The sequence below is a fragment of the Streptomyces sp. DSM 40868 genome, assembly GCF_011820545.1.
GTDB classification, from domain to species: domain Bacteria; phylum Actinomycetota; class Actinomycetes; order Streptomycetales; family Streptomycetaceae; genus Streptomyces; species Streptomyces eurythermus.
In genome coordinates this window covers 8,401,374-8,426,119 of record NZ_CP050504.1, presented here as the reverse complement: position 1 = coordinate 8,426,119, position 24,746 = coordinate 8,401,374, and the positions used below count along the sequence as shown (strand labels likewise).

Sequence of the window (24,746 nt, the reverse complement as noted above, 5' to 3'; positions counted from 1 at the left end):
TCTTGGAGGAGCATGCCCCACTCCATCCCGCGCATCATGGTGCTGGCCGACCAGATCGGTCTGCGGATGCGGCAGTTGTCCCGCGTTCTCGACCAGTTGCCCGCCGACCAGGCCCTGAACCTCATCGCGTACACCCTCCACCCGGACGACAGCCTCCTGGGCAACTTCACCCAGCTGGTGGAGACCGGGGCCCGTATCGCCAGGGACCAGGCCGAGCGCGGCGAGCTACCGCCGGAGGTGTGTCTGGCCCTGGGCCGGGCCGCGAACGAGCTGCACAGCATCGGCGTCGACCTCGACGAGCACAAGGACACGCTCGGCCGGGCAGGCGCACCGGCCGGTACCGCGGAGGCCCGGCCCGCATCGCCCGCGCCGCTGGTGGCGAGGCGGCACCGGTGAGGAAGAGGCGTTGGCCGGGCTGGGGGCCTAGCGAGCAGGCCGAGCAGCACTACCTCATCCAGCCGCGGGCGCTGGCCGGCGGCGGGGACATCCGGCATGTCTCTGAATTTCTGCGTGCCTCGGGCTGGCAGCACAAGTCCAGGAACGGCGGGCCGTTGGTCATGGAGAGCGCGGACCGTGCGATCCGCCTGTCCTACGACCCCTACGTCCAGCCGGGCGGCTGGATGATCCAGGCCAGGGCGCGCGGGGAGCAGGCCGAGTGGTGGGCGCTGTTCGGCCGGCAGACTCCGGTGGAGATCATCGCCGGGCTTACCGACGCACTGACCCAGCCCCGCTCCGCGCACGCCCCCAACGTCTGGGCGCCCCTGGCCCAGCAGGACTGGGTGGCGCGGGCCGAGGGCCGGCACTACACCGCCACCAGCCCCGACGAAGCGGCGTGGCTGCACTTCCGTCAGGACGGTGAGGGCAACGCGATGTGGTGGTCGGGCGCGCGGGACGAGCAGGGCAACGGCTGGACCGCGCAGTTCTCCGCGAGCACCCCCCTGCATCTCGTGCAGGCGTTCTCCACGGCGCTGGCCTCACCTGAGCCGGTGATGCGACCACGCGGGCGTGTCCCGCACAGCAGCAAAATCCAGACCACCTCCGTGTCCGTCTTGCCCTCCCAGCTCGGCGCCTGGCAGCAGGCCCGCATCGCCGCCGCACGTGCCGCCGCCTGGGCCCGCAACTCGGCGCGCGGCCCCCGCCCCACCACTGCCCGGCCGCACGCGAAGACCGGCGCCTTTCACGTGCGCCGCTGACCACCCCTCCCTGGAGTTTCGTGCCCGACCTCACCCCGGATGACATCCGCACCGTTCGCGGGACCCTGTCCCGCCTCACCGAGTACCTGCGCCAGCCGAGTGAGCCGGGGTGCGGCTCGTGCCGGTGAGCGAACAGCAGCTCGCGCAGTTCGCCAGGACGCACGAGTGGCGCATCCCCTTCGACGCCAGCCCGCGGCACCTCGCCGGCCCTGGTGACGCCCGGCACGTCACCCACGGTCTGGCCGCCGCCGGGTGGAAACGCACCTCCGACCCGCTCAGCACCCAGCTCGTCCTCACCAGCCCCGACCACCGTTACCGCCTGGACTTCACGCCAGGGAACGGGATGTCCGCCTGGTGGCGGCTGTGGGCCGAGGCCACCGAGACCGAACGGAGCTGGGCCGCCGGGTTCGGCGAACTCGTGCCCGCCGAAATCCTCGGCGCCTTCACCGACGCCCTCATCGCCCCTCCACCACAGCGGCACAGCACCCCCCTCGACGTGCTGGATCCCGCCGGATGGCTGATCGACGCCCGAGGAGCGGCCAGTTCACCGGATGCGACCTGCCGCATCGAACGGCACGCCGACCGGCCCGACGACTCCCGGGCGGCCTGGCACGTAGAGGTATCCGACCCCGACCGCCCTGGCTCTCGCATCTGGCACGCCCACTTCGATGCCGGCACCCCCGTCCACCTCGTCACGGCGTTCGTCACCGCGCTCGCCGACGCCGCCCCGCTTCAGCGCGGCTTGTACGAGCGCACCGCCCACCACAGCGTCACCCAGCAGCGCAGCACGGTCACACCGGAGCAGATCATCGAAGCCCACAAGACGCGCCTGAACACCCTGCGCGCCCTCGCCCGCGCGGCCCGACGGCACAGCACCACAGCCGCAGCCGTCCCGGGACCATCGGCCGCCGCACGTCCGGCTCCCCGGCGCTGATCTTGTGAGCGGGCACCTTCACCCCAACCCGGCTCGGCTCGGCCGGACCGGCTGAGCCCGCGCTTCTTCGCCCGGTCACGGATACCGCACGGCGAACCACCGCTTCCCCTCTCGGAAGGAGGGCAGCCTTGCCCGCTTTCTCCACCCCCGACCCCAGCCAGATCGCCCAGACGACCAGCACCCTCGCCGACGTCAAGGAGTATCTGCGCGGCGATCCGCCGGTCACCGACGCACTGCCGCTGCTCGAACCGCTTTTGGACAAGGACACCGGTGTTCCGGTCCTGCTCGGTGACATCCTGCGCGACGCCGCCCGCCTGGCATCCGACCAGTCCGGCCTCCCGGAAACCGACGAGATACGCCTGATCATCGACGGCCTGCGCGAAGCCGCCCAGGAGGCCACCGACTGGCACGTCCTGCACTGGGACCTCCCCCGCCTGCACCAGCACTTCACCCACAGCGCCACGCCGCAGGACGAGCGATGAGGCCGACCCGCCCGGCACCCGGCGACGGCACCGATGCGGCGCTGGACGACATCCGCCCCGGAGCGCGGTGGTGACACGGCCGTACATCCCCACCCGCGCCAACGACCCGTACGGCCTGATCTGGTTCGAGACCCGCCCTCGGTATCTGGCCGGCGGCGGTGATCCCCGCCGGATCACCCAGACCCTGCGGGCCGCGGGATGGCACAACCTCTCCGACCCGGACTTCCCCCACGTCGTCCTGGCCAGCCCCGACCGGAGTCACAGCCTGGTGCTGGAGCCCCAGCCGGGACCGTACGGGAGATGGTGGCGCATCCACGGACAGCACGAACAGCTCAGCTGGTACAGCGAGTTCGGTGCGAACACGCCTGTGGAGATCCTTGGCGCCCTCACCGACGCTCTGCTCGAACCCGTACCCGAGCACACCGAGGACATCTGGTCCCAGCTCACTGCGGCCGGCTGGTACTACCAGCACGACGAACACGGCAACGAAGACGCCTCCCACCCCGACGGACACCTGCGCCTACGCCGCCTCGCCGACGAGGCCCTGGGCTTCCACTGGCTCGCCGAAGCCACCACCGAGCGGCACGACCGGGTATGGACTGGCTGGCTTGAGGACCGCATGCCCCCGCACCTGCTCGCCGCCTTCACCAAGGCCCTGGCCAGTGACGAACCCGTCCAGCGAGCCCGGGCCGACGTCCCGCACCTCCACCTGGTCACCCAGGAAGAGCGCGGTCCGCAGGCCGAGAAACTCGCCACCGAGCACGCCGCACGGCTCAAAGCGGTGCGCGCCGCCGCCCGCAAATCCCGCCGCGCTGCCGCGCAGAGCACACCCGGCGTACCGGCCGCCATCGCTTCCGCCCCACGCCCGGCCGCACGCCGCTGACCTACCGAAAGGCACCTCGCTCATTTCCCCCGACCCCAACGCCCAGCGTGAGTTCCTGCGCCGCCTCGACCGGTACATCGGCGAGGCCAAGAGGATCCTCGACGCCTGGAACTCGTACTCCGACCTGCACACCGACCTCGACGGCTGGCCGTACGACGACCACGCCTACGGCCTGCGCCAGAGCCGCCGAGACGCCGAGACCGCCGCGGCGTTCGAGGAGGTACGTGCCGGCGCCCGGCACCTGCTGGAAAGCGCCGAAAACCAGTTGCCCCTAGTGCCCGCCGACCGCGCGCAGACCCGCTGGATCCACCAGCTCGGCGTCCTACGAGACGCACTCGACCGCCTCGACGCACTGGAAGAGGAGTGGCACGCCACCCAGGACAGCCTCCCGCGCGGCACCGAAGCCTTCGAGACCGCGCTCGCCGAACACCACGCCGAGTGCTGGAGCTACCTGGACGACTGGGCCACCCACGGCCACATCATCGGTGAGATCAACACGGCCGTGAAGCGCCCCCCTACCTCCTGGTCCCGACCACCGGCCGCGCGACCGGCCCCGGCCACCGGCCACACCACCATGGCGCGGAGGTGACCGTGCACGAGTCCTCCCAGACGGTCGAGATCGACTTCGTCGCTCGGCGGTATCTGGCCGGCGGCGGTGACCCCGCCTGGATCACCGTCCCCCTGCACCGCGCCTGCGGCTGGAGCCACGGCCACGACCCCCTCATGCCGCGCGTCATCCTCTCCAGCCCCGACCAGAAAGCACTGCTGCGGCTGGAACCCGACCCGGACAGCGCATGGTGGACCATCCAGCACGCCGCCAGCCCCGACCGGCCCGCCTGGTACGCCAGCTTCGGCGCCCGCACCCCGGTCGAGATCATCGCGGCGTTCACCGACGCCCTCACCGCCCCCACCGGCGATGTGGCAGACGCCTGGGACCCCTTGGCTCCGCTCCGCGACGCGGGCTGGTCACCGACGACCCAGGACAACCGGCTCGCCTCCCCCGACGGCACGGTACGCGTCGACCTGCACGAGGCGACCGGCACCTGGTGGGTGACCACCACCCTGAACCAAGCCCAGCGACCGGTATGGCAGGCCCACTTCAGCGAGCACACCCCACCGCACCTGATCACCGCGTTCACCACCGCACTCACCGACCCCACCCCGCTCGCCCGTATCAGCACGGTGGACAGCCTCCCCACCCGCGACCCGCACCTTGTCACCCACACCCGCGCCGAAGTACGGGCCTCCCAGATCGCCTTCGTGCTGGAGGACCGGGTCCGCACGCTCGCCGCCCGCCACAAGACCCCGACGGCACCACCCGGCCTTCCCCGGCGGCCGTCCGCCGACCCCGGCCACACCCGCTGATCCCCCCCCCCCCCCCCCCCGCACCGGAGCACGCAGCCCTTTGCCCCCTGCCTCCACCAACACCTCCGACGGCTACGACCTCGCCTTCCGTCTCCTCATGGGCATCCTCGCCGTCGTCGTCCCCCTGTCCCACCTCGCCTGGCTGTCCGGCAACCTCACCGCCTACCTCACCGGGCACCCCTGGGCGCCCTACCAGCCGACCACCGCCCTGCTCCACCCCGACCAGCTCTGGCCCAACGTTGGTGAAACGTCCCTGCTGATCGGCGCCCGCATCGTCCCCGTCACCGTCCTGCTCGCCCTCGGCGCGACGGCCAGCCTGCTGTGGGCCCGGTACAAGAACAACGGCGGCGGCCGGAAGAAGAAGATCACGGCGATGGCCAAGCCGAGGGACATCGAGCCCCTGATGGCCAAGGCGATCACCGACAAGGCGCGCTCGCTGCGCCCGAGCCTGAAGACCGCCAAGCACATCGCGCCGAAGGACACCGGCATCCTCCTGGGCAACCTCCAGGGCACCCGGCACGAGGTCCGCATGGGGTACGAGGACGTGGCCGTCGCCATCATGGCGCCGCGCTCGGGTAAGACGACGTCGCTGGCGATCCCGTCCATCCTCAACGCCCCCGGACCAGTCCTTCTGACGTCGAACAAGGCGGCCGGTGACGCCTACACCGCCACCCTGGACGCCCGCGCACGTGTCGGCCAGGTGTGGTCGATGGACCCGCAGCAAATTGCCCACGCGGCCCGCGAGATGTGGTGGAACCCGCTCGCCGACGCCAAGACCCTCGACGGTGCCGGGCGGTTGGCCGGCCACTTCCTCGCCGCCTCGGTGGACGCGAGCCAGCAGGGCGACTTCTGGTCCAAGGCCGGATCCAACATCCTCTCCCAGCTCTTCCTCGCCGCCGCGCTCGATGACCGGCCCATCACCGACGTGATGCAGTGGCTGGCCTTCCCCGCCGACCGCACCCCGCTCGACATCCTGCGCGACCACCAGTTCACCGCCGTCGCCGCCCAGCTCAAGGGCACCGTGGAAGGCCCGCCGGAGACCCGCGACGGCATCTACGAGACCGCCCGCCAGTACGCCGCCGCCCTCCTCAACAGCGAGATCGCCGCCTGGGTCACCCCACAGAAGGACGTCCCCGAGTTCCGCCCGTCGCAGTTCGTCACCTCCACCGACACCCTCTACCTGCTGTCGAAGGACGGCGGCGGAGGCGCCTCCGCGCTGATCGCGGCGTGCGCCGACTCGGTGATGCGGGCGGCGACCGCCCAGGCCGAACGTGCCGGCGGACGTCTGGACCCGCCGATGCTGGCGATCCTGGACGAGGCCGCCAACGTCTGCAAGATCAGCGACCTGCCCGACCTGTACAGCCACCTCGGCTCACGCGGGATCATCCCGATCACGATCCTGCAGTCCTACCGCCAGGGCCAGAAGGTCTGGGGCGATGCGGGCATGGACGCGATGTGGTCCGCCGCCACCGTCAAGGTCATCGGCTCCGGTATCGATGACCCGGACTTCGCGGACAAGCTGTCCCGGCTGATCGGCGACCACGACGTCGCCACCACCTCCACCTCCACGTCCGAGTCGGGGAAGTCGACCTCCGTCAGCATGCGGCAGGAGCGGATCCTGCCCGCCGACGCCATCCGCGCCCTGCCCAAGGGCACCGCCCTGCTCTTCGCCACCGGCATGCGCGCCGCCATGCTCGACCTGCGCCCCTGGTACGCCGAGCCCGGCGCCGGCGAACTGGCCGCCGCCTCCGCCCGCGCCTCCAAAGCCATCACCGCCCGCGCCGTCGCCAAACACACCCCCGCCCAGGCCGACTACGGGCAGGCCGCATGAGCACACCCCGGCTGCACTTGGTACCGGTCCGCTCCCGCCAGGCCAAGGACTTCGTCCGGACCTGGCACCGCCACCACGCTCCCCCGGCCGGACAGATCTTCGCCGTCGGCGCCGCCGACGAGAACGGCACCCTGCGGGCGGTGGCGATCGTCGGCCGCCCCGTCGCCCGCCACCTTGACGATGACGCCACCCTGGAAGTCACCCGCACCGCGAGCGACGGGGTACGCAACGCCAACTCGTTGCTGTATGCGGCCTCATGGCGGGCAACGAAGGCACTCGGTTACCGCCGGCTGATCACCTACACGCAGGAAGGTGAGAGCGGCGCGTCTCTGCGCGGCGCCGGATGGCGCCTCGTCGCCGCCCGCCCGCCCCGGCCCGGATGGCACACCCCCTCCCGGCCCCGGACCGATCACGGCAACGACCACATCGCCCGGTTCCTGTGGGAGGCCCCGTAAGACGGTGCGACCGCTGCACCCTCGGCGTTGCCCACGCCAGCATGGCCTCCCCCTCCTGCTCATCAGCAAGTCCTGACCTCGCACCGGAGATCCCTTGTCCTTCGTGAACGTCCCGGACGTGTTCATCGGGTCCACCGATGACGCCTATACGTTCGTCGTTCTCAACCGCCCCATCCGCGGCGCCAACAGTCTACTGACCGGTGCCGGATTCACCGCCCGCAAGATCAACGACCGCACGGTCTACCTGCTGGCGCCCACCACGTCCGAGGAAGCCAACGAGCACGCCGGGATAGCGATGTACGGGCTTTTGGCCCACACCCACGACCTGGTCGACCTGTCCTGGACCACCCGGGCAAACCCACAAGAGTCCCGGCCGGATCCCGGCATCCGCTTCACGCTCACCTCCACCACCTTCAGCGCGACCGCCACCACCGAAGTGGCCCGACTGATCCTGGAACAGCACGGCTTCGCCCGCTCGGCGGACGGCACCTCCTACCAGCCGGCCACGCCGCTGGGCATGGCCCATCTCCTGGGCGCGGTGGTCCGGGCAGAGGCCCACGCCTGCTCCTACGGCATCACCGTCCGCGTCGATCTGGGCATCCCCACCCCCGACGCGATCCCGGCCTCATCCCCACGTCCTTCCGCCACCATCCCCGGCCGCCCCGGCGCGGAACCGGCACCGCGCCGATCCCGATGACCCTCTCTGGAGCCCGACCATCACCACCCGCCAGATCGATCTCCTCGAAACCGTCGACGGTCTGCGCCGGCTCGGCGCGGACTTCGACGCCCTCAAGACCAGCGTCACCCGCCTGAAGACGGAACCGGGCAGCGAGCTGCTGAAGCAGCTCGTCCCGGCCATCGCCCAGGTGCACGAGCTGACCGGCCGTACCCTGCAGCAGTTGGCCGTCCTCGACGGCAGCCAGTACACCGTCGTCCCCGGCAGCCGCGCCTCCCTGAAGTGTTTGAGCACCGCCGTGGAAGCGGCCTGCCTGGCCGCCCTCGACCTCGCCGAAGCGGTGTCCGACAACCCGCTGGACGCGACCGGGTTCTCCGGCGAGCCGCTCCCGGACGCCGCCGCCCGGCAGGCCCAGGACGCCAAGACCCGTGCCCGGCTGGCGGACATCGTCGCCGATGCCGCCCACCAGCTGGATGTCTGCGCGACGGGCTGCCAGTACGCCGCCTCCGGCATCGTCCGGGATCTCATCCGGCATCCGCAGCACATGCCGCCGCTGCCTCAGCTCACCCGCGGCCAGTACACGGCGCTGGAGGCCATCGCCCAGGACGGTGCCCGCTTGTGGCGTTCGCTGCGCGGGGGCCGGGAGACGATCCGGGCCGGTAACGGCAGCACCATCCACAGCAAGCCGTTCCACGTCCTGGCGAAGAACCGGCTCGTCCGCGTCCAGGAGCGGGACTCCTCGCTCGGCGGCCAGGACGTCTCGGTCACCGCCGCCGGACAGCTGGTCCTGGACACCCAGCGGTCCTCGCGGACGCCACCGTCAGCACCGGCCCGGCCCGCTCCCTCTGCCTCCTCTACGGCCGGGCGGCGGCGATGACCACGTTCGCGCCCGAGGACCTCGTGCTCGTCTCCCCCCGGTACCTGGCCGGGTCCGGAACCCGGATCGCCGACGCACTCGGCCCCCTGATCCACCTGTTCGACTGGTCCTACGACCACGACCCGGCCAGCGGGCACATCCGCCTCGACAGTCCCTGCGGCAGTGCCTTCCTCGACTTCGAACCGACCCGGTTCGACGGCTCGTGGTGGACCATCCGCCACCACGACCCCTCCTGGACGGCCCGGTTCTCCCGGCAGACCCCCATCGAGGCCATCGCCGCCGTCGCCCAGACCCTGCCCCAGCTCCTCGGCGACGCCCGGCACGCCGACCGCATCCCCCTCACCACCAGCACCCTGAACCAGACCGCCGCCCTCAACGGCTGGACCACCACCCGGACCGAGACCACCACGGTCTACGCCTCCCCCGACGGGCACTGCGTCCTGACCTACGAGCCGGGCGGTGAGCTGCCCTGGCGGTTCACGCACTCGCTGTACGACGGGTTCGACACGGAATGGACCGCGACCCTCAGCCGCGACGCCCCCAAGGAGCTGGCCCGGCAATTCTTCGTCCACCTGGCCGACCCGGCACCGGTCGAACGGCTCTTCAAGGACCTGCCCTACCTCGTCCAACACGGCTCGGGTGCGCTGATCACCCCCCTGGCCGCAGCCGCCGTCAGCCCTCACGTCCACCACGCCGCCGCGCAGGCAGCCCGCGCGTCTGCCGGCCGACCCCAGAAACGATGACCTTGCCCGACCTTCCTCTGCCCGAACGCCTTCTGCTCCTGGGTGCCGACTTCACCCGGCACCGCGACGTCCTCACCCGCATCAACTCGGCACACACCGCCTACGCGACCGGGGCGGCAGCCGAGCACATCCCGGTCACCCAGGCCCTGGCCCGGGGCGCGCTCGATGCGCGCGACGCCATCAGTACGGCGCCAGGGCTCCACCACTCACCGGACGTCGAACGCGCCATCGTCCGGATGACGCAGCTCGCCACGCTGGCCGTGGTCGCCGCCGACCACCTCATCGACGCGGTCGACCTGCTGTCCCACACCGTCTCCCACCACCCCGGGCAGGGACCGGCAACGGCTCCGCCCGCCGCGCAGACGGCGCAGGCCGCAAGACACTCCCGCCTGGCCGAACAGCTGACCTCGCTCGGCGCCGAGGACTGCCTGGCCGCCGCCGGTCTCCTCGCCCGCGAACTGCGCCAACAGCACCCCGGCGCCTTCCGGCCGCCGCCGGCCCTGTCACCCACGCAGCGGGCGGCGCTCGAAGCCGTCGCCGCCGGCCGAGTCACCCTCGACCAGCACGGGGTCCTGGTCGAGCGTGGCACCGGGCGAATGGCCATCACCACGATCCGTTCCCTGGAAAGCCGTGGCCTGGTGCAACGGGAGCCCTGCGCGCTGTGGATGCACGACGAGCGGCCCCACCTCACCCCGGAGGGCTGCCAGGCCCTGGCCGCAACCCTCGCCAACCTGGGCCAGCCTCGTTCCGCCCCGCCCGCGGCCATCCCTCCCACGGCCAAGGCCGCCGTGACCCGGTCGGCAACCCGCTAAGCCCTCCCGAGGAACCCCGCCTTTTTGCACACCTACAAGCCGACCGACCTGGACGACATGACGATGGCGGAAGCGATCGACGCCGTGATCGCCGACCTGCTCCACCACCCGGTCGCCGCTTCGCCCCACGGCGTGTTCACCGTGCTGCGGCACATCGACCTGCTCTGTCACCTGACAGCCCGAGCGGTCGGCGATGCCCACTTCGGGCTCGCCTGCGAGCACGCCGATCCCGCGGACCAGGAACGCGTCGAGCCGCTCGGCCGGGCAGCCGCTCACCTCGGCCGCGCCACCGCCCACTACACCCTGGCGCTGGCCCCCGTCATCGCCCTGAGCAAGTCCGATGCCCGAAGTGCCAAACGGCTTGACGTCTTTGACGCGCTGAGCCAGCTCACCAAGCAGGTCCATGACGCCCTGCTCGCTCTGTCGGACGCCCGTACCTGTCTGAGCACGTCCCTGCCGCCCGGCGGGCAAGCCGCGCCGGCAGCACCCCCGTCCGTTCCGGCCCCACCCGCCGCCAAGCCCCGCCACTGATGACGACACCGCCCGACCCCGACACCCCGCTGTTCGACGTGGCCGCACCCGCCGCGCTGACGCCCGTGGAACGGCTGCTGGCACTCGCCGACCTCTACACCCAGCACAACGACGCGATCGACATGCTGTTCGCCGGCCGCGCACCACTCCCCGAGGATGCCTACGTGTCCTCCTCCCACCGTCTGGAGCGGGAGACCCTTGCCGGCATCAAGGCGGTACGACAGCAGTCCCTGCCGGCCGTCGAGCCGGTCACCAGCGCCGTCGTCCGGCTGAAGCAGACCGCCTACCTGGCCGGCGGCGCCACGCGCTACCTCACCGCCGCCCGGCAAGCCCGGCCCGCCGACGACGCCGGCCCGGCACACCCTGATCCGCGTCGCGGGTTCGGCCAGTACCTGCGGCTGGCCCGTGAACTGACCGCCCTCGCACCGGCGACCATCGTCGCCTCCGCCGCGCAGATCGCCGCCAGGCTGCCCCAGCGGGCGCGCAGCACCACCACGGTCCCCGGCCTGGATGCGGCCCAGCGGGGTGCTCTGCTCGAAGTCGCCCAGGGCCACGTTGCCGTCACCGATCAATACGGTCAGCGCGCTTACGGCCACAGCGTGCCGGTGCCCGTCGACGTCCTGCGCCACCTGGAAGCCCAGGGCCTGGTGGAGCGCCAGTCCACGACCGTGCCCCCGCTTTTCCCCGGTGGTCCCTCACGCGACCGCGTACGCCTGACCACCCTCGGCACCTGCGTCCTGAGCACGGTCATCGACACCCCCCACATCCCCAGCCCACCCGTGGCCAGCCCGGTCCCCGCCCCGGCCACGGTCAGCACCGCCCGCGCCCGCCGCTGACGCGTCCCGTTGCTGCCTCGTTCCCGCAAGGAAGTCCCTGATTCCCGCTTCGCCCACGCTCATCTGCATCTCGCTCGGTGCCGGCGTCCAGTCCAGCACCCTGCTCGCCCTGTCCGCCAACGGCGTTCTCCCGAAGGCCGATTACGCCATCTTCGCCGACACCGGCTGGGAGCCCCGCGCCGTCTACCAGCACCTGGACCGGCGGAGAAGGAGATCGCCGCTCCCGCCGGGATACCCGTCCTGCGGGTCTCCTCCGGCAACATCCGCAACGACGCCCTCGACCCGAACCATCGCTTCGCGTCCATGCCCCTGTACATCCTCAACCAGGACGGCAGGCCGGGCATGACCCGGCGCCAGTGCACCGGGGAATACAAGATAAAACCGATCAAACGACAAGTCCGTGAACTGCTCGGCTACCCCCACCCGCAGCGCGTCCCGAAGGACGTCTTCGTCGAGCAGTGGGTGGGCATCTCCACCGACGAGTTCCACCGCGCCAAGGACGCCGACGTCCGCTACATGCGCAACCGCCACCCCCTGATCGACCTGGGCTGGTCGCGCAGCGACTGCCTGCGCTACCTCACCTCGCTCGGCCTCGCCGACACCCCGAAGTCCAGTTGCCTGGGCTGCCCGTACCACGGCAACGCGCAGTGGCGGCACATCCGGGAAAACCCCGAGGAGTGGCGTGACGTCGTGGAGTTCGACGCGGCGATCCGGGCGGGCAACGCCCGCGCGAACGCCTCCGGCACCCGGCTGCTCGGGCAGGCGTTCCTCCACCGCTCCCGAGTCCCGCTCAGCGAGGCGCCGATCGACCACGTCACGGCGGCCGAGTGGGCCGCCCGCCAGCAGGAGATCGATGACCGCACCGCGGTGGTGGAGGACCTGGAGAACGGGGTGGTGGACGGCTGCTCCCCGTGGGCCTGCCGGTCAGGCGACCCCGTGCGGAGCGATTTCGACCTCACCGCGTGACCACACCCGCCCCATCCGCCGGACCGAATGCCCGAGAGCACTGATCATGACCAGCATCACCCAGGCCCTGGCCCTCTATGACATGGCCGGCCAGATCGAACGCCTCCGATTCCAGCTGCGCGCCCTGCCGCCGGCTCCCGCCATCCCAGACCTGGACAGCGTCACCGCGCAGGTGCACTCCCTGGCCGGAATCCTCACCGCTGTCAGTGACCAGGTCAGCCACCGCCTGGGCCTGTCTTCCGCGGACGCGAAGAAGGCAGTAGTGGTGTACAGCGCTGCCCTCGTCCCGCTCGGTGAGGCCATGACCGAACTCGGCCGCCTGCAGGCCGAAGTAACGTTCTTCAACTTCACCACCTACCCCAGGTATCACAACAGCCCCTCGGACTTGGAACGCCAGCTCCGGTACGTCAACGAGATCATTACCGGCTGTCGTGACGCTGCCGACGAGGCACTCGAAGTCGCAGCCGATGAGCTGCAGGCAGCAGCGGTCGAGTTGGCGCACCCACCCGCTCGCGTACAAGCCGCCACCCCCGCCCGCACGCCCCGCCCCGTCAACTCCGCACAGGCCAACCCCGCGCCCGCCACACCGCCCTCCGCCGCGGCACCGCGCGCAGTGAAAAGCCGCTGACGTGCCCACCCTTGAATGGCCGACCCCGCGCTCAGCTACGGAAACGGGAGCCTGACCGCGGGTGCTCCAGGCCACCTCGGCGACACCCTGACCCACTCAGACCCACGGACGCACACGGGATCGAAGTTCTCGACCCAACTCTGTCCGTTGCTGCCCAAGTTGAAAGGCCAGCCCCTGCCTCAATCCGCCATATCCCGCCCAGTCCATACAACCGTGCAGTTGCGGCACATCCGGAACGACTTCGGGGTGACCGCGTGAGGCGGATCATCCTCGACCTGTTCGCCGGCCCCGGCGGCTGGAGCCACGCCCTCTCCCTCCTCGGGGCCCGGGACGTCGGCCTGGAGTGGGACACCTGGGCCTGCAAAACCCGGGCCTGCGCCGGGCAGTTGACGGTGCAGACGGATGTCGCCCGCTACCCGGCATGGATCTTCTCCGGACGTGTCCTGGGGCTGATCGCCTCCCCGCCGTGCCAGGCGTGGTCGATGGCCGGCAAGCGCCTGGGCCTGGTCGATCAGCCCCTCGTCCACCAGGCCGTCGCCGACCTCGCCGCTGGCCGCGACACCCGCGACCAGCTCCTGGCCGCGTGCGCCGACCCGCGTTCCCTGCTCGCCGCCGAGCCCATGCGCTACCTGCACGCCCTGAACGCGGTGGGCGAGCCGGAGTGGGTAGCCATGGAGGAGGTCCCCGACGTCCTGCCCCTGTGGCGGCAGTACGCCGCCATCCTGCGCACCTGGGGGTTTTCGGTGTGGACCGGGATCCTCAACTCGGCCGACTACGGAGTCCCCCAGACCCGCCGCCGGGCGATTCTGCTCGCCTCCCGGGTGCGTACCGCCGGGCCTCCGCCGCCCACGCACGCCCAGGTCGCCGAGCCGGAGTCGCTGTTCGGGCCCGGCCGCGCCCGGTGGGTGTCGATGGCCGAGGCCCTGGGGTGGGGCCGGACCGACGGCCCGGTGCCCACCGTGTGTGCCGGCGGGGGCCCGGGAGGCGGCCCCGAGCCCTTCCCCTCCGGCTCCCGCAAGACCCTCGCCGATGCCCGTGACCGCGGCACCTGGACTCCCCACCCGGGCGGAGCCGTCCTGCGATCCCGTCGTGAAGGGCCAGCCTGGGCCGCCCGGCCCGGCTCCGCCCGGCCCTCCGACCGTCCGGCGCCGACGTTCACCGCCGAAGCACACCGCTGGGTCTGGTCCCTGCGCAGCAACAACCAGACCAACGCCACCGTCCGGTCGGTCCGGGAGCCGGCCGGGACGCTGTTCTTCGGGCACCGCGCGAACGAGTGCACCTGGGTCGCCGAACCCGCCACCCCCAGCCCCGGCGACACCGCGGGCAAGACCATGGTGGTACCCGAGCCGATCAAGATCACCGCCCGGGAGGCGGGCATCCTGCAGTCCTTCCCGGCCGACTACCCCTGGCAGGGCAACAAGGGCCAGCAGTTCTCCCAGATCGGCAACGCCGTCCCGCCCCGGCTCGCCGCCCACCTCCTCGCCCCCCACCTCAACGTCCCCTTCCGCCCCGACGACTTCACCCTCGCAGCCTGATGCCCCGCACCACCCACCCGCACAAGGACGGCCCCGGCACCAGCACACCGTCGCCGCCGGGCTACTTCGCCGAACAGGCCCTGCTCGGCGCCCTCCTGTCCGAACCGCACCGCCTGCCCGACATGACCGGCATCAGCCCCGACGCGTTCACCACCCCGGCGCACGCCGCGGTGTTCGCCGCGATCCAAGCCCTGCCGGCCCCCGCCCCCGTCGAGCCCCCCGATCACGCCGCCGCGCTCGCCGCCCTGCGTGCACGGCCCGCCGCCCCCGGCCCGGGCGAGCACGCCGAGCACATCGCCTGGCTGGGCAAGGTGCTCACCGCCGCCCGTAGGCAGGCCCGCGGGCTGACCGCCGCCCACCTGCACACCCTCATCAGCGCATGCCCCACCCCCCGGCACGCGCCCGCGTACACGCGGATCATCCAAGCCGAGCACGCCCGCCGCCGCCTGCACAAGGCCGCCCAGCGCCTGACGCACACCGCGCGGGACACCTCGCTCCCCCACCCCGTGCCGAGCACCCTGGCCGAAGCCGACGCCCTCGCCGGTGTCGTGGACGACGTCGCCGCCGTCTTCCCGCCGCACTCCGGCTCCCTGCCCCGCACCCCCCTACCCCCGCAGGAACCCCCTCCCGATGGTGAAGAGGCCGCCCAGGAGGAGCGGCTGCTGCTCGCCACAGCCACCGCACGGCCAGCCGAGATCGAGCAGATGCACTGGCTGACGGAAGAGGACTTCACCCTCCCCCTGCACGCCGGACTCTGGCAGTGCCTGACCACACTGGTGCGCCAGCGCGCCCCCGTCGATCCCGTGACCGTCCTCTGGCAGGCCCAGCAGCGCGGTGTCCTGAACGGTGTCGATGACCCACGGGAGGTGCTCGGTTTCCTCACCCGGCCGGACGTGTCCGCGCCCTACCTCGGCGAGCGGATCCTGCGCCGGTCCGTCCTCGCCACCGCCCACCACGCCGGCCGCCGCATCGAAACCTTCAGCGACGACCCGGCCAACAGCCCCTACCAGCTCGTGGTCGGCAGCCGCCGCGCCCTCGCCGAACTGACGGCCATCCGCACCCGCTGGCAGCAAGCCACCTCCCCAGCAACCGGCCCCCCGCCCCGCACGACCCCGGCGGCCCGGCGCACCGGCCCCGCCCCCACCACGGCAGCCTCCGCCGGCCGCCTCACACGCTGACCCCGACCATGCCGGTGGACGGGCCCCGACCGGGTCCGGCCACCGGCAGAAAGAGCACACCCCACGTGACCGAACCTGCCCTCGACGCCCACGTCCGCCTCGACACCCACCCCACCCACCCCAGCGCCGTGACCGCGACCGTCACCGGCACCGGCACCGAAGCCGATCGCGCCCTGGCCATCCTCCTGGCCGACGGCTGGGAGAACGCCGCCGAGAACACGCTCGTCCTGGTCCGTATCGACCACGCGGAGCCCTACTGGGCCAACGAAACCGCCGACAAACTCCACGCGGCCGGGATCCCCACCCAGATCAGCGACCGGCTCCGCAAGGCCATCCACGAGGAGTGGACCTGGGCCGACTACCCCATGCCCTGGCTCACCCGGTCCGAGATCCGGGAGGTCTCCGAACAAGCGCAGAAGCTCTACGACGACATCCGGCACGGCCGGCTCCTCATCCACGCCCACGCCCACGACGGCCACACCACCGTCGCGGTCGGCACCTACCTCGATACAGGCAAGAGCGTCTACCTCCACGGAGAGAACCACCTGCGGCAGATCGCCGACACCTTCGACTCCCCCGCCCAGGCCCTCACCACGTTCGAACGCGTCCACGGCGACAGCATGCGCCCCGGCCCCGCACCCCTGACCGACACCGAGCGCCAGACCGCCCAAGCCCGCACCTTCCTCGGCACACCGGACACCGGCACGGAATCGCCGGCGGCCCAGCCCGAGCCCGCCCCCGAACCAGAAGTCGTGCCGGCGTACGCCGCCGACCCCGGCGACCACGACGCCCTACTGGAGGAGTTCCTCACCGCACACGGCGAGTGGCAAAAGTGGCGCACCTGGTCCGACGACACCACCCACGCCATCCACGAGTCCCAGACCCTGCGCATCGAACGCGTCCACGAAGCAGACCCCCGGGAGACGTCCTGGACCGTGGCCGCGTACGAAACACCCGTGTCCGAACGCATGTGGCATCTCACCGCGACCGACACCGCGCCCGCCCCCGTGCTGAAGGCCCTGCTGGACCAGCTGGACGACACAGACACATGGGAAACAGTCGCTGGCAGCCCCATCACGGACAAGACCGTCACCGAAGCCACCCGCCCCCTCACCGACGCCGGATGGAACCACACGGTGGACGGACGATGGATCCGCTGGGAAACCCCCCAGAAAGACGCCGGCGTGCAATTCGACGCCTTCGCCGCCCAGAACCCCGGCCACTACCTCCCCACCTGGACCCTGTGGGCAGGACAGAACCCCGACCGCCCCACCTGGGCCATCCACGCCTCCACCTACACCCCCGCCGCCCTGCTCTCCCACCTCACCGGAGAACTCGCCGAGGGAATCGGAATGCGTCAGCCGACGAAACGGGTGACCCAGAGCGCACCCGCCCTCCCACCTCAAACCCCTCACCAGCCACCAGCTCCCCGCCGACGCTGACCGATCCCTAAGGGCGGTCCCGTACACGACGATCGCCAACGGCGGCTATCCCGGCACCGGACTGGTCATGCCACACCGCCGCAGAAAGGCTCAGGAACTGCCCACCTGGAAGGAAGCGCACAACACGTCCCACAAACATGTCCGCGCTCGCGTCGAACACACCTTCGCCCGCATGAAGACGCCCCGTCCAGACTTCCTTGTGCAGTGCAGCTAGTCGGGGCGCGTGCACTTGGACGGGTGGCTCACCCCAGCTCATAAGGATGAGGCCCGCCCCCCGTACCGAGGGTGGCCGACTGGCGCTGCTAACTCTCCTTGAGCGTCCGGTAGAGCTGGTAGCCGTGAGTGATCAGACTCAGCACCGCCGTAATGTGATCTTCCGACGACGCTGGCGGCTCCTGCAACGACAGAACTACGCCAAACGTCTGCGCGACCAGAGCCACCTGGTCGGTAAGGCAGATCGAACAGACAACGTCCCGGAGGCGGCTGCTAGCCTCTTTTGCACGGGCGGGCACGCTTAGCTTGCCGCCTTTGCGGTCGAACGAGGGCGTCATAGGCGTATCTCCTTCGGTCGGAGTGAACGCAGGACCCTGGCGACGGCCGCGACACTGTGCAGCCAGGGCCCTGCGGCTAATCAGCTGATCAGCTGACTCAGACAGTAGAGCGCCCAACGGCCCCTTCCATCACGGGTTTTGCGCGCCTCGTGCGCCCCGCCATGCTGTGCGCCTTCGCTAAATGGCGTCCACGCCTTCTGCATACGCGAGCCAGCAACGACGCCTCGTGTCTTTCCGACGCCCAGCGCACCTCGGAGATCCGACATCTGCCCAGGTCAAGACCCCTCTCTATATTCAACGAACACATGTCCACCGAATATTTCTTTGTTCGCGCCCAGGCTATTGAGTCCGGCAGTCAGGCCGGTGCGGCGGTATGGAAAGAAGTTGGCGACCACGTGCAGTTGCGCGTAGCACGCTTCCTTGGCCTCGAATCTCTTCCGTGCCAGGGCATAACCGTCACGGGGAGCGGTGATACTCCTACCGAATCACAGTCATGCAATTGCATGTCTGTAAGGGGGAAGCGTGGGACGCGGAGGTAGCATGATGGATCAGCCGAACCCTGTGCGAGTCGGACATAAAGGCGCGAAGGTTTCTTGGAGGAAGAGTTCGTACAGCGGCAGCAATGGCGACTGCGTCGAGCTGGCCGAGTTGGGCAACTCGGTGGCCCTCCGTGACTCCAAAGACCGCCAAGGGCCAGTGGTCTCGGTGGGGTGGCGCACCATGACGACGTTCGTCTCCGCACTGAAGGGCGGTCACATGGGCGCCGGCCAAGCCTGAGATGGCGATTCGGCCACCTCGCGCACGTCGAGGTGGCCTTGCCGACCGAGATCACATCAAAGAATCGCGCCTGCTCTGGAACCACCAAGACTGTCAGTCCATCATGTGAGGCGCGCAATTGCAGTAGTAGGTTTGGTGGTTGAGACCAGGACGTGCCAGTGACACAGCGACAGAGGGGTGGATGTCCGCGTGGATGGCGTCGACAAGAAGGCTGGGTCCTCGGACGAAGGAGCGAGGGATTTAGGCCAAGATCGGCCACATAGTGCCCGCATGTACGACTACTACTTGGGAGGCAAGACCAACTACGCAGTCGACCGGGAGGCGGCCCAAGCCGTCATCCAGCAGTTCCCCGCCATCGTGACGACGGCCCGTATCAACCGGGCCTACATGCAGCGCGCCGTGCACTTCCTCGCCGCGGAACGCGGCGTCCGTCAGTTCCTCGACATCGGCACCGGTATACCCACCGCGCCCAACCTTCACGAGGTGGTGCAAGCCGTGGACCCGCGATGCAAGGTGGCATACGTCGACACTGACCCGATCGTCCTGGCGTACGCCGACTCGCTCCTCACCAGCGCCCCGCAGGGCGAGACGAGCTACATCGAAGCCAGCGTCACCTCACCTGAGGCGGTCATCGACGCCGTCAGGGAGGACGGCTGCATCTCGTTCGACAAACCCGTCGCGCTGACGTTGCATGCCCTGCTGCACTTCGTCCCAGACGACCAAGACGCGTACGGGGTCGTAGAACGGCTCCTCGATGCGCTCCCCACCGGTTCGTACCTCAGCCTGTCCCACTGCACGGGAGACTTCGCACCCGAGCCCTGGCAAGCCATCGTGGACCTATACACACAAAATGGCACCCCGGCACAAGTGCGTTCCTATGCCGAGGTGCTGCGCTTCTTCGATCGCCTTGACCCAGTCGATCCGGGCCTTGTCGTTGCCCACCGCTGGCGGCCGACGCCGGCCAGCGGGCCCAGCTTGGCTACGGACGCCGACGCGTCTCTCTACGCAGGTGTCGCCTTGAAGAGGTGACCCTTCTTAGAGGTCCTAACAAAGGCGTTGGACGTGGCGGTGTGTGATGAGACAGGTGGCGAGGCCGAGGAAGGCTTCGTGAATGTCATCGCGTCGCTCCCAGCGGATGCGCAGGCGGCGGAAGCCGTGGAGCCAGGAGATGGTGCGTTCGACGACCCAGCGGGAGATGCCCAGGCCGGTGCCGTGTGGCCGGCCGCGCTCGGCGATCGCGGGCCGGATGCCTCGTTTCCACAGCAGACGCCGGTACTTGTCGTGGTCGTATCCGCGGTCCGCGAAGAGCATGTCCGGCCGTCGCCGCGGCCTGCCGACGACGCCGGCGACCGGTGGGACCTGGTCGAGCAGGGGCAGGAGCTGGGTGACGTCGTTGCGGTTGCCTCCGGTCAGCGACACCGCGAGCGGGATGCCCTGGCCGTCGACAAGGACGTGGTGCTTGCTGCCCGGCCGTGCTCGGTCGACCGGGCTGGGACCGCTTTTGGGCCCCGGCGGGCTGCCCTGACGTGGGAGGAGTCGATCACCGCCCTCGACCAGTCCAGCTTCTTCGCCGACCGCAGCTTCCTCAGCAGCACCAGGTGCAGCTTCTCCCACACGCCGGCCTCGTTCCAGGCGGCCAGGCGCCTCCAGCAGGTCATCCCGGAGCCGAAGCCCAGCTCCTGCGGCAGGTACTCCCACTGGATCCCGGTGTGCAGCACGAACAGGATCCCGCACAGGGCCTGCCGGTCCGGTACCCGTGGCCGGCCCGCCACCAGTTTCGGCCCCGGCTCGGGCAGCAACGGTTCGATGAGCGACCACAGTTCGTCCGACACGATCCACGGCCGCGACTGACGCTTCCCCACGACCCGGGCAACGAGCAGACGAGCCGATGGTCACTTGATCAACAACTTCTGTTAGGACCTCTTAGTCTCACGGTCCTTGCTCTACAGCTTGGTGCGCATGTCGATGAGCCGCTGCTTCGAATGCTTCTTGGATAGGCTGGCCTTGAAGAGACGATCAAAGCTCTTGCAGCGTTGGTCTACCTCATCCGGTTCCTGGCGGACGAGACCGCTTTCGTGGCCTTCCTCGTACAGAACCGTGGGAAGCCGCTGCTCTTCGAAGTCGAACAACATGGTCTGGCCGAAACCGACCGGCAGATTCAGGCGTGTCAGTTCAACGATGTGCAGGCTGATGCGCGGCTCGTCGGCCAGCTCGATCAAGTGGCTGACCTGGTCCCGCATGTCGTCCCTAGCCCCGAACCCCCGGATGAGGCTCACTTCATCGAGCAGGCAGAGGTAGTGCGCCGATCCGGATTCACGGAAGCGCGCCTGGCGCTCCAGCCGGAACTGCACCCGCTTTTCGATCTCTTTTTCGGGTGCTTCCGGCATCCCCGAGCGAATCACGGCGTGGGCGTACTCGGCCGTCTGAAGCAGCCCAGGCACCCGGTCGCGGTCGTAGACCCGGATGCGATTGGCGCTCTCCTCCAACGTCACCAGGGTGAGCAGCTGCCGCTTGGCCACCCCGCGCCATTCCGACCCCTGCCACCAGTGGCGCCGGTTAGCGTTCTCCAACACCTCCAGGAGATGCGCTTCCTCCTCGGGGGACGCCCGGTAAATCTTGAGAGCCTTGAGTACCATCTCGGGCTTGCAGGGGGTCTCGCCGGTCTCGATGCGGCTGACGGTATAGTTCTGGACCCCCAGCCGGCGAGCGGCCTCTGTCTGGGACAGACCCTGCGCTTCACGGAGTCGCCGCAACTCACGACCAACCACCATGTGCTGCGCCTTGGGCACAGCCTTGTGGAGCTGTCGAACCTGCCGTCGAGCCTGCGGATGGGCTCCCACTTGATCTCCTCCAGCTAACACCACTGATGCGGTCCCGAGTTGGACGCGCCATCAATCGTGCAGCACATCCGCGAGTGGTGTACAGCAAATCGGATAATCGGATCAATTACGTCAATTTGTTCGAGCTGTGACGCCGTCACAGGAAGACGCTGGTCAGGACCCACGCCGTACACGTGCTGCTGGCCTATGCCAACATTAACGGCTCGCGAAAGTGAGTGAGCTTGTTCATGCAACTGCACCGAACCGGTGGCCATTTCAGTCACAGGTTGGCCGAAACATGGGCACGGCGGCTAGTTGGTGCAGGTGCCGGTCCAGCACCTCAGCAGGTCCTGGATGACATCGAGGACCTGGTAGAGGATCAGGCCGGCATCCGGGCTTCTACGTCAAGCCGCCGAAGGATGAGTAAGTCCGGCTGTCAGTGGCATGTCCTGGAGATGCCAGGAGTCCTGCCACCGCCCGTCCGAGAATTGATTACTGCCAAAGCCGCCAGGACAACCTGAGCAGAGACCGGAGCCGGCGGCCCGCCCAGCGACACGCTGGGCAGAGCGGAGCAACATAGCGCGGGATCGCCGGTTGGCCAAACCGGCGATCCCGCGCACCATAGATAGTCCACCGCCACGCCCTGCCCCTACGTCGAAAGGCGCCGCCTACGGCCACGGACACGACACGAAGCACAGCCCCCAGGAGGCCCCTGTGGCAGGCGATCACGCCATCGCGTAGCTCGCCCGGAACAGCTCCTGCGCCCGCTCCACGTCCCTCGGCACACGGAGCTGCACCTCCAGATCACCAGTCCCGTGGTGGCCGAGAGCGGACACATCCCGGGTGAAGCCGGGCACCAGGTCGGCCTCTTTCGGATCCACCTTGAGGTACACGAGGAGCTTGGTTCTCTGCGGCGGACAGACGCAGGCGAAGTTCCGCAGGCGCTGATACGCCCGGTACGTCTTGCGCTGCACGCAGGTCACGTCGCCGAGACCGAGCAGTATCTCGTCGAGCGCCTGCACCAGCTCGTCCAGCGCCGCGCTCGGGCCGGCGCCTCCTGCCCGTACGACCGGCTTCCTGCTGGCCCCTCGCACTGCCGGCTGCCCGCCGCTGACGGAGGACACGGTCTCAAGTCCGAGCAGGTCCCTGCCGAAGTACCGGTAGCGGACCAGGTCGATGCTGCGCCGGTGTTCGCGCACAGCGTGCACGTCGTAGCGGGTGAAGTCCCCAGCGATGCAGATCAGCCTCGGGCTGCTCCACAGCACCTGGGCCGCGGCCGGAGCCCCGAGCCGGTCGCGGACCAGGCGCTCGAACTCGGCCCGGTGGTCCACGAGCCAGCTCAGATAGAACAGGCCCTGGTTGATGACGCCGGCGTCGACACCGCGCTTGTACTCCACGACGACGGGTGACCCGTTCTCGTCCAGACCGAGTGAATCGATCCTGCCCCCATGGACCGGCCCCGTGCTGTACTCACTCGCCAGGAACCGGACGCCCAGCAACGTCTCCATGTGTACCTCGACCTGAGCCTGCACATCCGCTTCCGTCTCAGCAAGACGCGGCGCGACCTCGGCCGCGCCGCTCTGTGTCATGTGGAACAGCTTCAGGCCCCACACCTTCCCTTCCTCGGCTTCAAGATCCGTAACGCCGAGGGGCGCGGAATTGTTTCAACGAAGGTCGGCTAATCCGAAGGTGATGTGAGATCCTGCGCGTACGGACGTCAGATGGACATCGCGTCCCCCAGTCATCGGGAAGATACGTTTCCCCCATGCGTCCCCCGGTGTCCGAGGGGACGGCGGAGAAAATCACGTTTTCCCAGGTCAGGGCCCATTCCACAAGCACTGGAGCGGGCGCCTTCTAAGCACCTGCCCCGTCTCAATCACACGCACCGGCGTACGCAAGTTGTCCATGTCGATGTTGCGATCCTTGAACGCCCAGAAGGGCAACCGTCAGGCTGCGGCTCGACTCCCACGATGGGGTACAGGAGAGGGTTGCCAGCCTCGGCCGCCCCGAAGGGCGACCGCCACGCCGGTGACCGCGCGGACGTTGCTGAGCGCCTTGTCATTGCGATCCTCGGCCGCCCCGGGGAGCGACCACCACGGCAGTGGTCGGGTACGGAGACGCTGCTCGCGCAGGTGTTGCGATCCTCGGCCGTTCCGGGGAGCGACCGCCACCGGCGACCACCTCGAATGGACCGGCGTCATCAAACCGTGCGATCCTCGGCCGCCCCGGAGGGCGACCGCCACGCGGTGAGGCTGTGACCAGAGGCCCAAAGCCGAAGGAGTTGCGATCCTCGGTCGCCCCGCAGTCTTTCGCGGATCTTTCCTGTCTGCCCCGGGCGAACTGCTGTACACCTCCGTTGTGTAGGGTCTCAGATTTCGCTGAACAGTCTCACGCCCTGCCTCATATCGGCTGCACTTGTGCAGTGGCCGTGAGACAAGCAGGTCGGCGCGTTCACTGGTCACCAAAGGCGCCGGCAGCGAGGCCGCTGCGCTCGCCATGGTCTACCAAAAACGCTTTGCCCAGGCCGGCGAGAGGTTGCTACCGTCACGCCAGCGCGAGAGACGCGTGATCACGGGACAGGGAGGTTGATGAATATGGCTGCCGTCGGCCGTCTTCAGCATGCCCTTTTCCGGCCCGCGCGTTAGCAGAGCGCGGGCCGGTCGTTCCAACGAACCAGGAATGACACGTGACTTCCTCTTCTTCGTCAGCCCACATTCAGCTGACCACCGACCGCCTCGTTCTTCGACCCTGGTGCTCGTCCGAGGCCGCCGCGGTCCTCGACAACACCAGGTCGGTCGACTGGGCGGACGACTTCCCCGCCGAAGGCGACCGCGTCGTCGCGGGCCTCTTCGACCAGTTTCCCGACTGGCTCGGTGAGCACGGCCACCGTCTGATCATCGAGCGCGGCAGCGGCTTGGTGGTGGGCTCGATCGGCCTATTCTGGCCGCCCAGCGAGGGGACCCTCGAAATCGGATACGGCATCGTGGCTTCCCGCCGCGGCCGGGGGTATGCCCCCGAGGCCACCCGGGCTCTCGCCGAGTTCGCCCTCACCGCCCCCGGCGTCCATACCGTGTTCGCCAACGTGGAGCTGTCGAACCCGGCCTCCGTCCGCGTACTGGAGAAGGCTGGCTTCCACCGATGGGCCACTGAGGACAACGAGGACAACGTGGCCCACTTCAGGATCACGAAGACGGACCACCACGAGCGGTGATTCGTTGGGGCCGGCGGCATG

General features: G+C 69.6%; 27 protein-coding genes and 2 pseudogenes. 25 read left to right on the top strand and 4 right to left on the bottom strand.

The features are described 5' to 3' along the window. Nucleotides 1–12: 12 nt before the first annotated feature. From HB370_RS37805 to HB370_RS37705, 21 genes and pseudogenes are all read left to right on the top strand, one after another. Nucleotides 13–396, top strand: a complete 384-nt coding sequence (locus HB370_RS37805) for a hypothetical protein (RefSeq protein ID WP_030795134.1) — start codon at nucleotides 13–15, stop codon at nucleotides 394–396. Then, entirely contained in the window at nucleotides 393–1,193 is an 801-nt protein-coding gene (locus HB370_RS37800) for a DUF317 domain-containing protein (RefSeq protein ID WP_030795136.1), read from the top strand. The genes HB370_RS37805 and HB370_RS37800 overlap by 4 nt, the downstream gene beginning before the upstream one ends. 124 nt (nucleotides 1,194–1,317) lie before the next feature. Beyond that, nucleotides 1,318–2,127, top strand: a complete 810-nt coding sequence (locus HB370_RS37795) for a DUF317 domain-containing protein (protein ID WP_244405809.1) — start codon at nucleotides 1,318–1,320, stop codon at nucleotides 2,125–2,127. Between the two features lie 128 nt (nucleotides 2,128–2,255). After that, the gene (locus HB370_RS37790) at nucleotides 2,256–2,609 is read left to right on the top strand and encodes a hypothetical protein (protein ID WP_030795140.1); all 354 of its coding nucleotides are present in this window, start codon (nucleotides 2,256–2,258) and stop codon (nucleotides 2,607–2,609) included. Nucleotides 2,610–2,679: 70 nt separating this feature from the next. Further along, nucleotides 2,680–3,492: a DUF317 domain-containing protein gene (locus HB370_RS37785; protein WP_030795142.1), complete on the top strand. Its 813-nt coding sequence runs from the start codon at nucleotides 2,680–2,682 to the stop codon at nucleotides 3,490–3,492. Between the two features lie 274 nt (nucleotides 3,493–3,766). Continuing rightward, nucleotides 3,767–4,081 carry a hypothetical protein gene (locus tag HB370_RS42250; RefSeq protein ID WP_244406077.1) on the top strand — a complete coding sequence of 105 codons (315 nt, stop codon included), beginning with the start codon at nucleotides 3,767–3,769 and terminating at the stop codon, nucleotides 4,079–4,081. Beyond that, entirely contained in the window at nucleotides 4,078–4,857 is a 780-nt protein-coding gene (locus tag HB370_RS37775) for a DUF317 domain-containing protein (RefSeq protein WP_348273514.1), read from the top strand. The genes HB370_RS42250 and HB370_RS37775 overlap by 4 nt, the downstream gene beginning before the upstream one ends. Nucleotides 4,858–4,897: 40 nt before the next feature. Then, nucleotides 4,898–6,688 carry a type IV secretory system conjugative DNA transfer family protein gene (locus tag HB370_RS37770; RefSeq protein WP_167513085.1) on the top strand — a complete coding sequence of 597 codons (1,791 nt, stop codon included), beginning with the start codon at nucleotides 4,898–4,900 and terminating at the stop codon, nucleotides 6,686–6,688. Next, entirely contained in the window at nucleotides 6,685–7,143 is a 459-nt protein-coding gene (locus HB370_RS37765; RefSeq protein ID WP_030795153.1) for an XF1762 family protein, read from the top strand. Before HB370_RS37770 ends, HB370_RS37765 begins: the two co-directional genes overlap by 4 nt. Nucleotides 7,144–7,246: 103 nt before the next feature. Continuing rightward, on the top strand, nucleotides 7,247–7,840 hold the full coding sequence (locus HB370_RS37760; RefSeq protein WP_244406076.1) for a hypothetical protein: 594 nt from the start codon (nucleotides 7,247–7,249) through the stop codon (nucleotides 7,838–7,840). Nucleotides 7,841–8,009: 169 nt separating this feature from the next. After that, a complete protein-coding gene (locus tag HB370_RS37755) occupies nucleotides 8,010–8,696 on the top strand; it encodes a hypothetical protein (protein WP_030795159.1) in 687 nt (228 codons plus the stop codon). After that, on the top strand, nucleotides 8,693–9,439 hold the full coding sequence (locus HB370_RS37750) for a DUF317 domain-containing protein (protein WP_030795162.1): 747 nt from the start codon (nucleotides 8,693–8,695) through the stop codon (nucleotides 9,437–9,439). The genes HB370_RS37755 and HB370_RS37750 overlap by 4 nt, the downstream gene beginning before the upstream one ends. Nucleotides 9,440–9,441: 2 nt before the next feature. Further along, nucleotides 9,442–10,251 (top strand): hypothetical protein, encoded by an 810-nt coding sequence (locus tag HB370_RS37745; RefSeq protein ID WP_051816322.1) that lies wholly within the window; start codon nucleotides 9,442–9,444, stop codon nucleotides 10,249–10,251. A 24-nt stretch (nucleotides 10,252–10,275) separates the two neighbouring features. Beyond that, nucleotides 10,276–10,782, top strand: coding sequence for a hypothetical protein (locus HB370_RS37740; protein WP_030795167.1), 507 nt, complete (start codon nucleotides 10,276–10,278; stop codon nucleotides 10,780–10,782). Then, on the top strand, nucleotides 10,782–11,618 hold the full coding sequence (locus HB370_RS37735; protein ID WP_030795170.1) for a hypothetical protein: 837 nt from the start codon (nucleotides 10,782–10,784) through the stop codon (nucleotides 11,616–11,618). The genes HB370_RS37740 and HB370_RS37735 overlap by 1 nt, the downstream gene beginning before the upstream one ends. 100 nt (nucleotides 11,619–11,718) lie before the next feature. Further along, nucleotides 11,719–12,584: pseudogene (locus tag HB370_RS37730) on the top strand (hypothetical protein). 46 nt (nucleotides 12,585–12,630) lie between these two features. After that, nucleotides 12,631–13,212 (top strand): hypothetical protein, encoded by a 582-nt coding sequence (locus HB370_RS37725; protein ID WP_030795176.1) that lies wholly within the window; start codon nucleotides 12,631–12,633, stop codon nucleotides 13,210–13,212. 263 nt (nucleotides 13,213–13,475) lie between these two features. After that, nucleotides 13,476–14,747: a DNA cytosine methyltransferase gene (locus HB370_RS37720; protein ID WP_030795179.1), complete on the top strand. Its 1,272-nt coding sequence runs from the start codon at nucleotides 13,476–13,478 to the stop codon at nucleotides 14,745–14,747. Next, the gene (locus HB370_RS37715; RefSeq protein ID WP_030795182.1) at nucleotides 14,747–15,925 is read left to right on the top strand and encodes a DnaB-like helicase N-terminal domain-containing protein; all 1,179 of its coding nucleotides are present in this window, start codon (nucleotides 14,747–14,749) and stop codon (nucleotides 15,923–15,925) included. The genes HB370_RS37720 and HB370_RS37715 overlap by 1 nt, the downstream gene beginning before the upstream one ends. 65 nt (nucleotides 15,926–15,990) lie before the next feature. Then, complete coding sequence (locus HB370_RS37710; RefSeq protein WP_037703496.1) at nucleotides 15,991–17,367, top strand: DUF317 domain-containing protein; 1,377 nt, start codon at nucleotides 15,991–15,993, stop codon at nucleotides 17,365–17,367. A 28-nt stretch (nucleotides 17,368–17,395) separates the two neighbouring features. Then, nucleotides 17,396–17,548, top strand: a pseudogene (locus tag HB370_RS37705) (IS5/IS1182 family transposase); the annotation flags it as partial. Nucleotides 17,549–17,669: 121 nt separating this feature from the next. Here HB370_RS37705 and HB370_RS37700 read toward each other — a convergent pair. Next, nucleotides 17,670–17,918 (bottom strand): hypothetical protein, encoded by a 249-nt coding sequence (locus HB370_RS37700; protein WP_030795188.1) that lies wholly within the window; start codon nucleotides 17,916–17,918, stop codon nucleotides 17,670–17,672. A 540-nt stretch (nucleotides 17,919–18,458) separates the two neighbouring features. Here HB370_RS37700 and HB370_RS37695 point away from each other — a divergent pair. Then, the gene (locus tag HB370_RS37695) at nucleotides 18,459–18,695 is read left to right on the top strand and encodes a DUF397 domain-containing protein (RefSeq protein WP_348273513.1); all 237 of its coding nucleotides are present in this window, start codon (nucleotides 18,459–18,461) and stop codon (nucleotides 18,693–18,695) included. A 189-nt stretch (nucleotides 18,696–18,884) separates the two neighbouring features. Continuing rightward, nucleotides 18,885–19,724, top strand: coding sequence for an SAM-dependent methyltransferase (locus HB370_RS37690; protein ID WP_030795191.1), 840 nt, complete (start codon nucleotides 18,885–18,887; stop codon nucleotides 19,722–19,724). Between the two features lie 15 nt (nucleotides 19,725–19,739). Here the strand turns inward: HB370_RS37690 and HB370_RS37685 are convergent. From HB370_RS37685 to HB370_RS37675, 3 genes are all read right to left on the bottom strand, one after another. Further along, nucleotides 19,740–20,557 (bottom strand): IS5 family transposase gene (locus HB370_RS37685; RefSeq protein WP_244405806.1). Its coding sequence is split into 2 segments (ribosomal slippage): nucleotides 19,740–20,206 and nucleotides 20,206–20,557, totalling 819 coding nucleotides; the frame shifts between segments, so codons are not numbered across the junction. Between the two features lie 81 nt (nucleotides 20,558–20,638). Continuing rightward, a complete protein-coding gene (locus HB370_RS37680; RefSeq protein WP_244405804.1) occupies nucleotides 20,639–21,535 on the bottom strand; it encodes a helix-turn-helix transcriptional regulator in 897 nt (298 codons plus the stop codon). 704 nt (nucleotides 21,536–22,239) lie between these two features. Further along, complete coding sequence (locus tag HB370_RS37675; protein WP_244405802.1) at nucleotides 22,240–23,103, bottom strand: DUF5655 domain-containing protein; 864 nt, start codon at nucleotides 23,101–23,103, stop codon at nucleotides 22,240–22,242. Between HB370_RS37675 and HB370_RS42245 the strand changes: the two genes are divergently transcribed. Together HB370_RS42245 and HB370_RS37670 are read left to right on the top strand one after the other, a co-directional pair. Then, complete coding sequence (locus HB370_RS42245) at nucleotides 23,023–23,196, top strand: hypothetical protein (protein ID WP_244406092.1); 174 nt, start codon at nucleotides 23,023–23,025, stop codon at nucleotides 23,194–23,196. The two genes, HB370_RS37675 and HB370_RS42245, sit on opposite strands and share 81 nt — an antisense overlap. 1,004 nt (nucleotides 23,197–24,200) lie before the next feature. Next, entirely contained in the window at nucleotides 24,201–24,725 is a 525-nt protein-coding gene (locus HB370_RS37670) for a GNAT family N-acetyltransferase (RefSeq protein WP_030795213.1), read from the top strand. The last annotated feature ends 21 nt before the right edge of the window (nucleotides 24,726–24,746 follow it).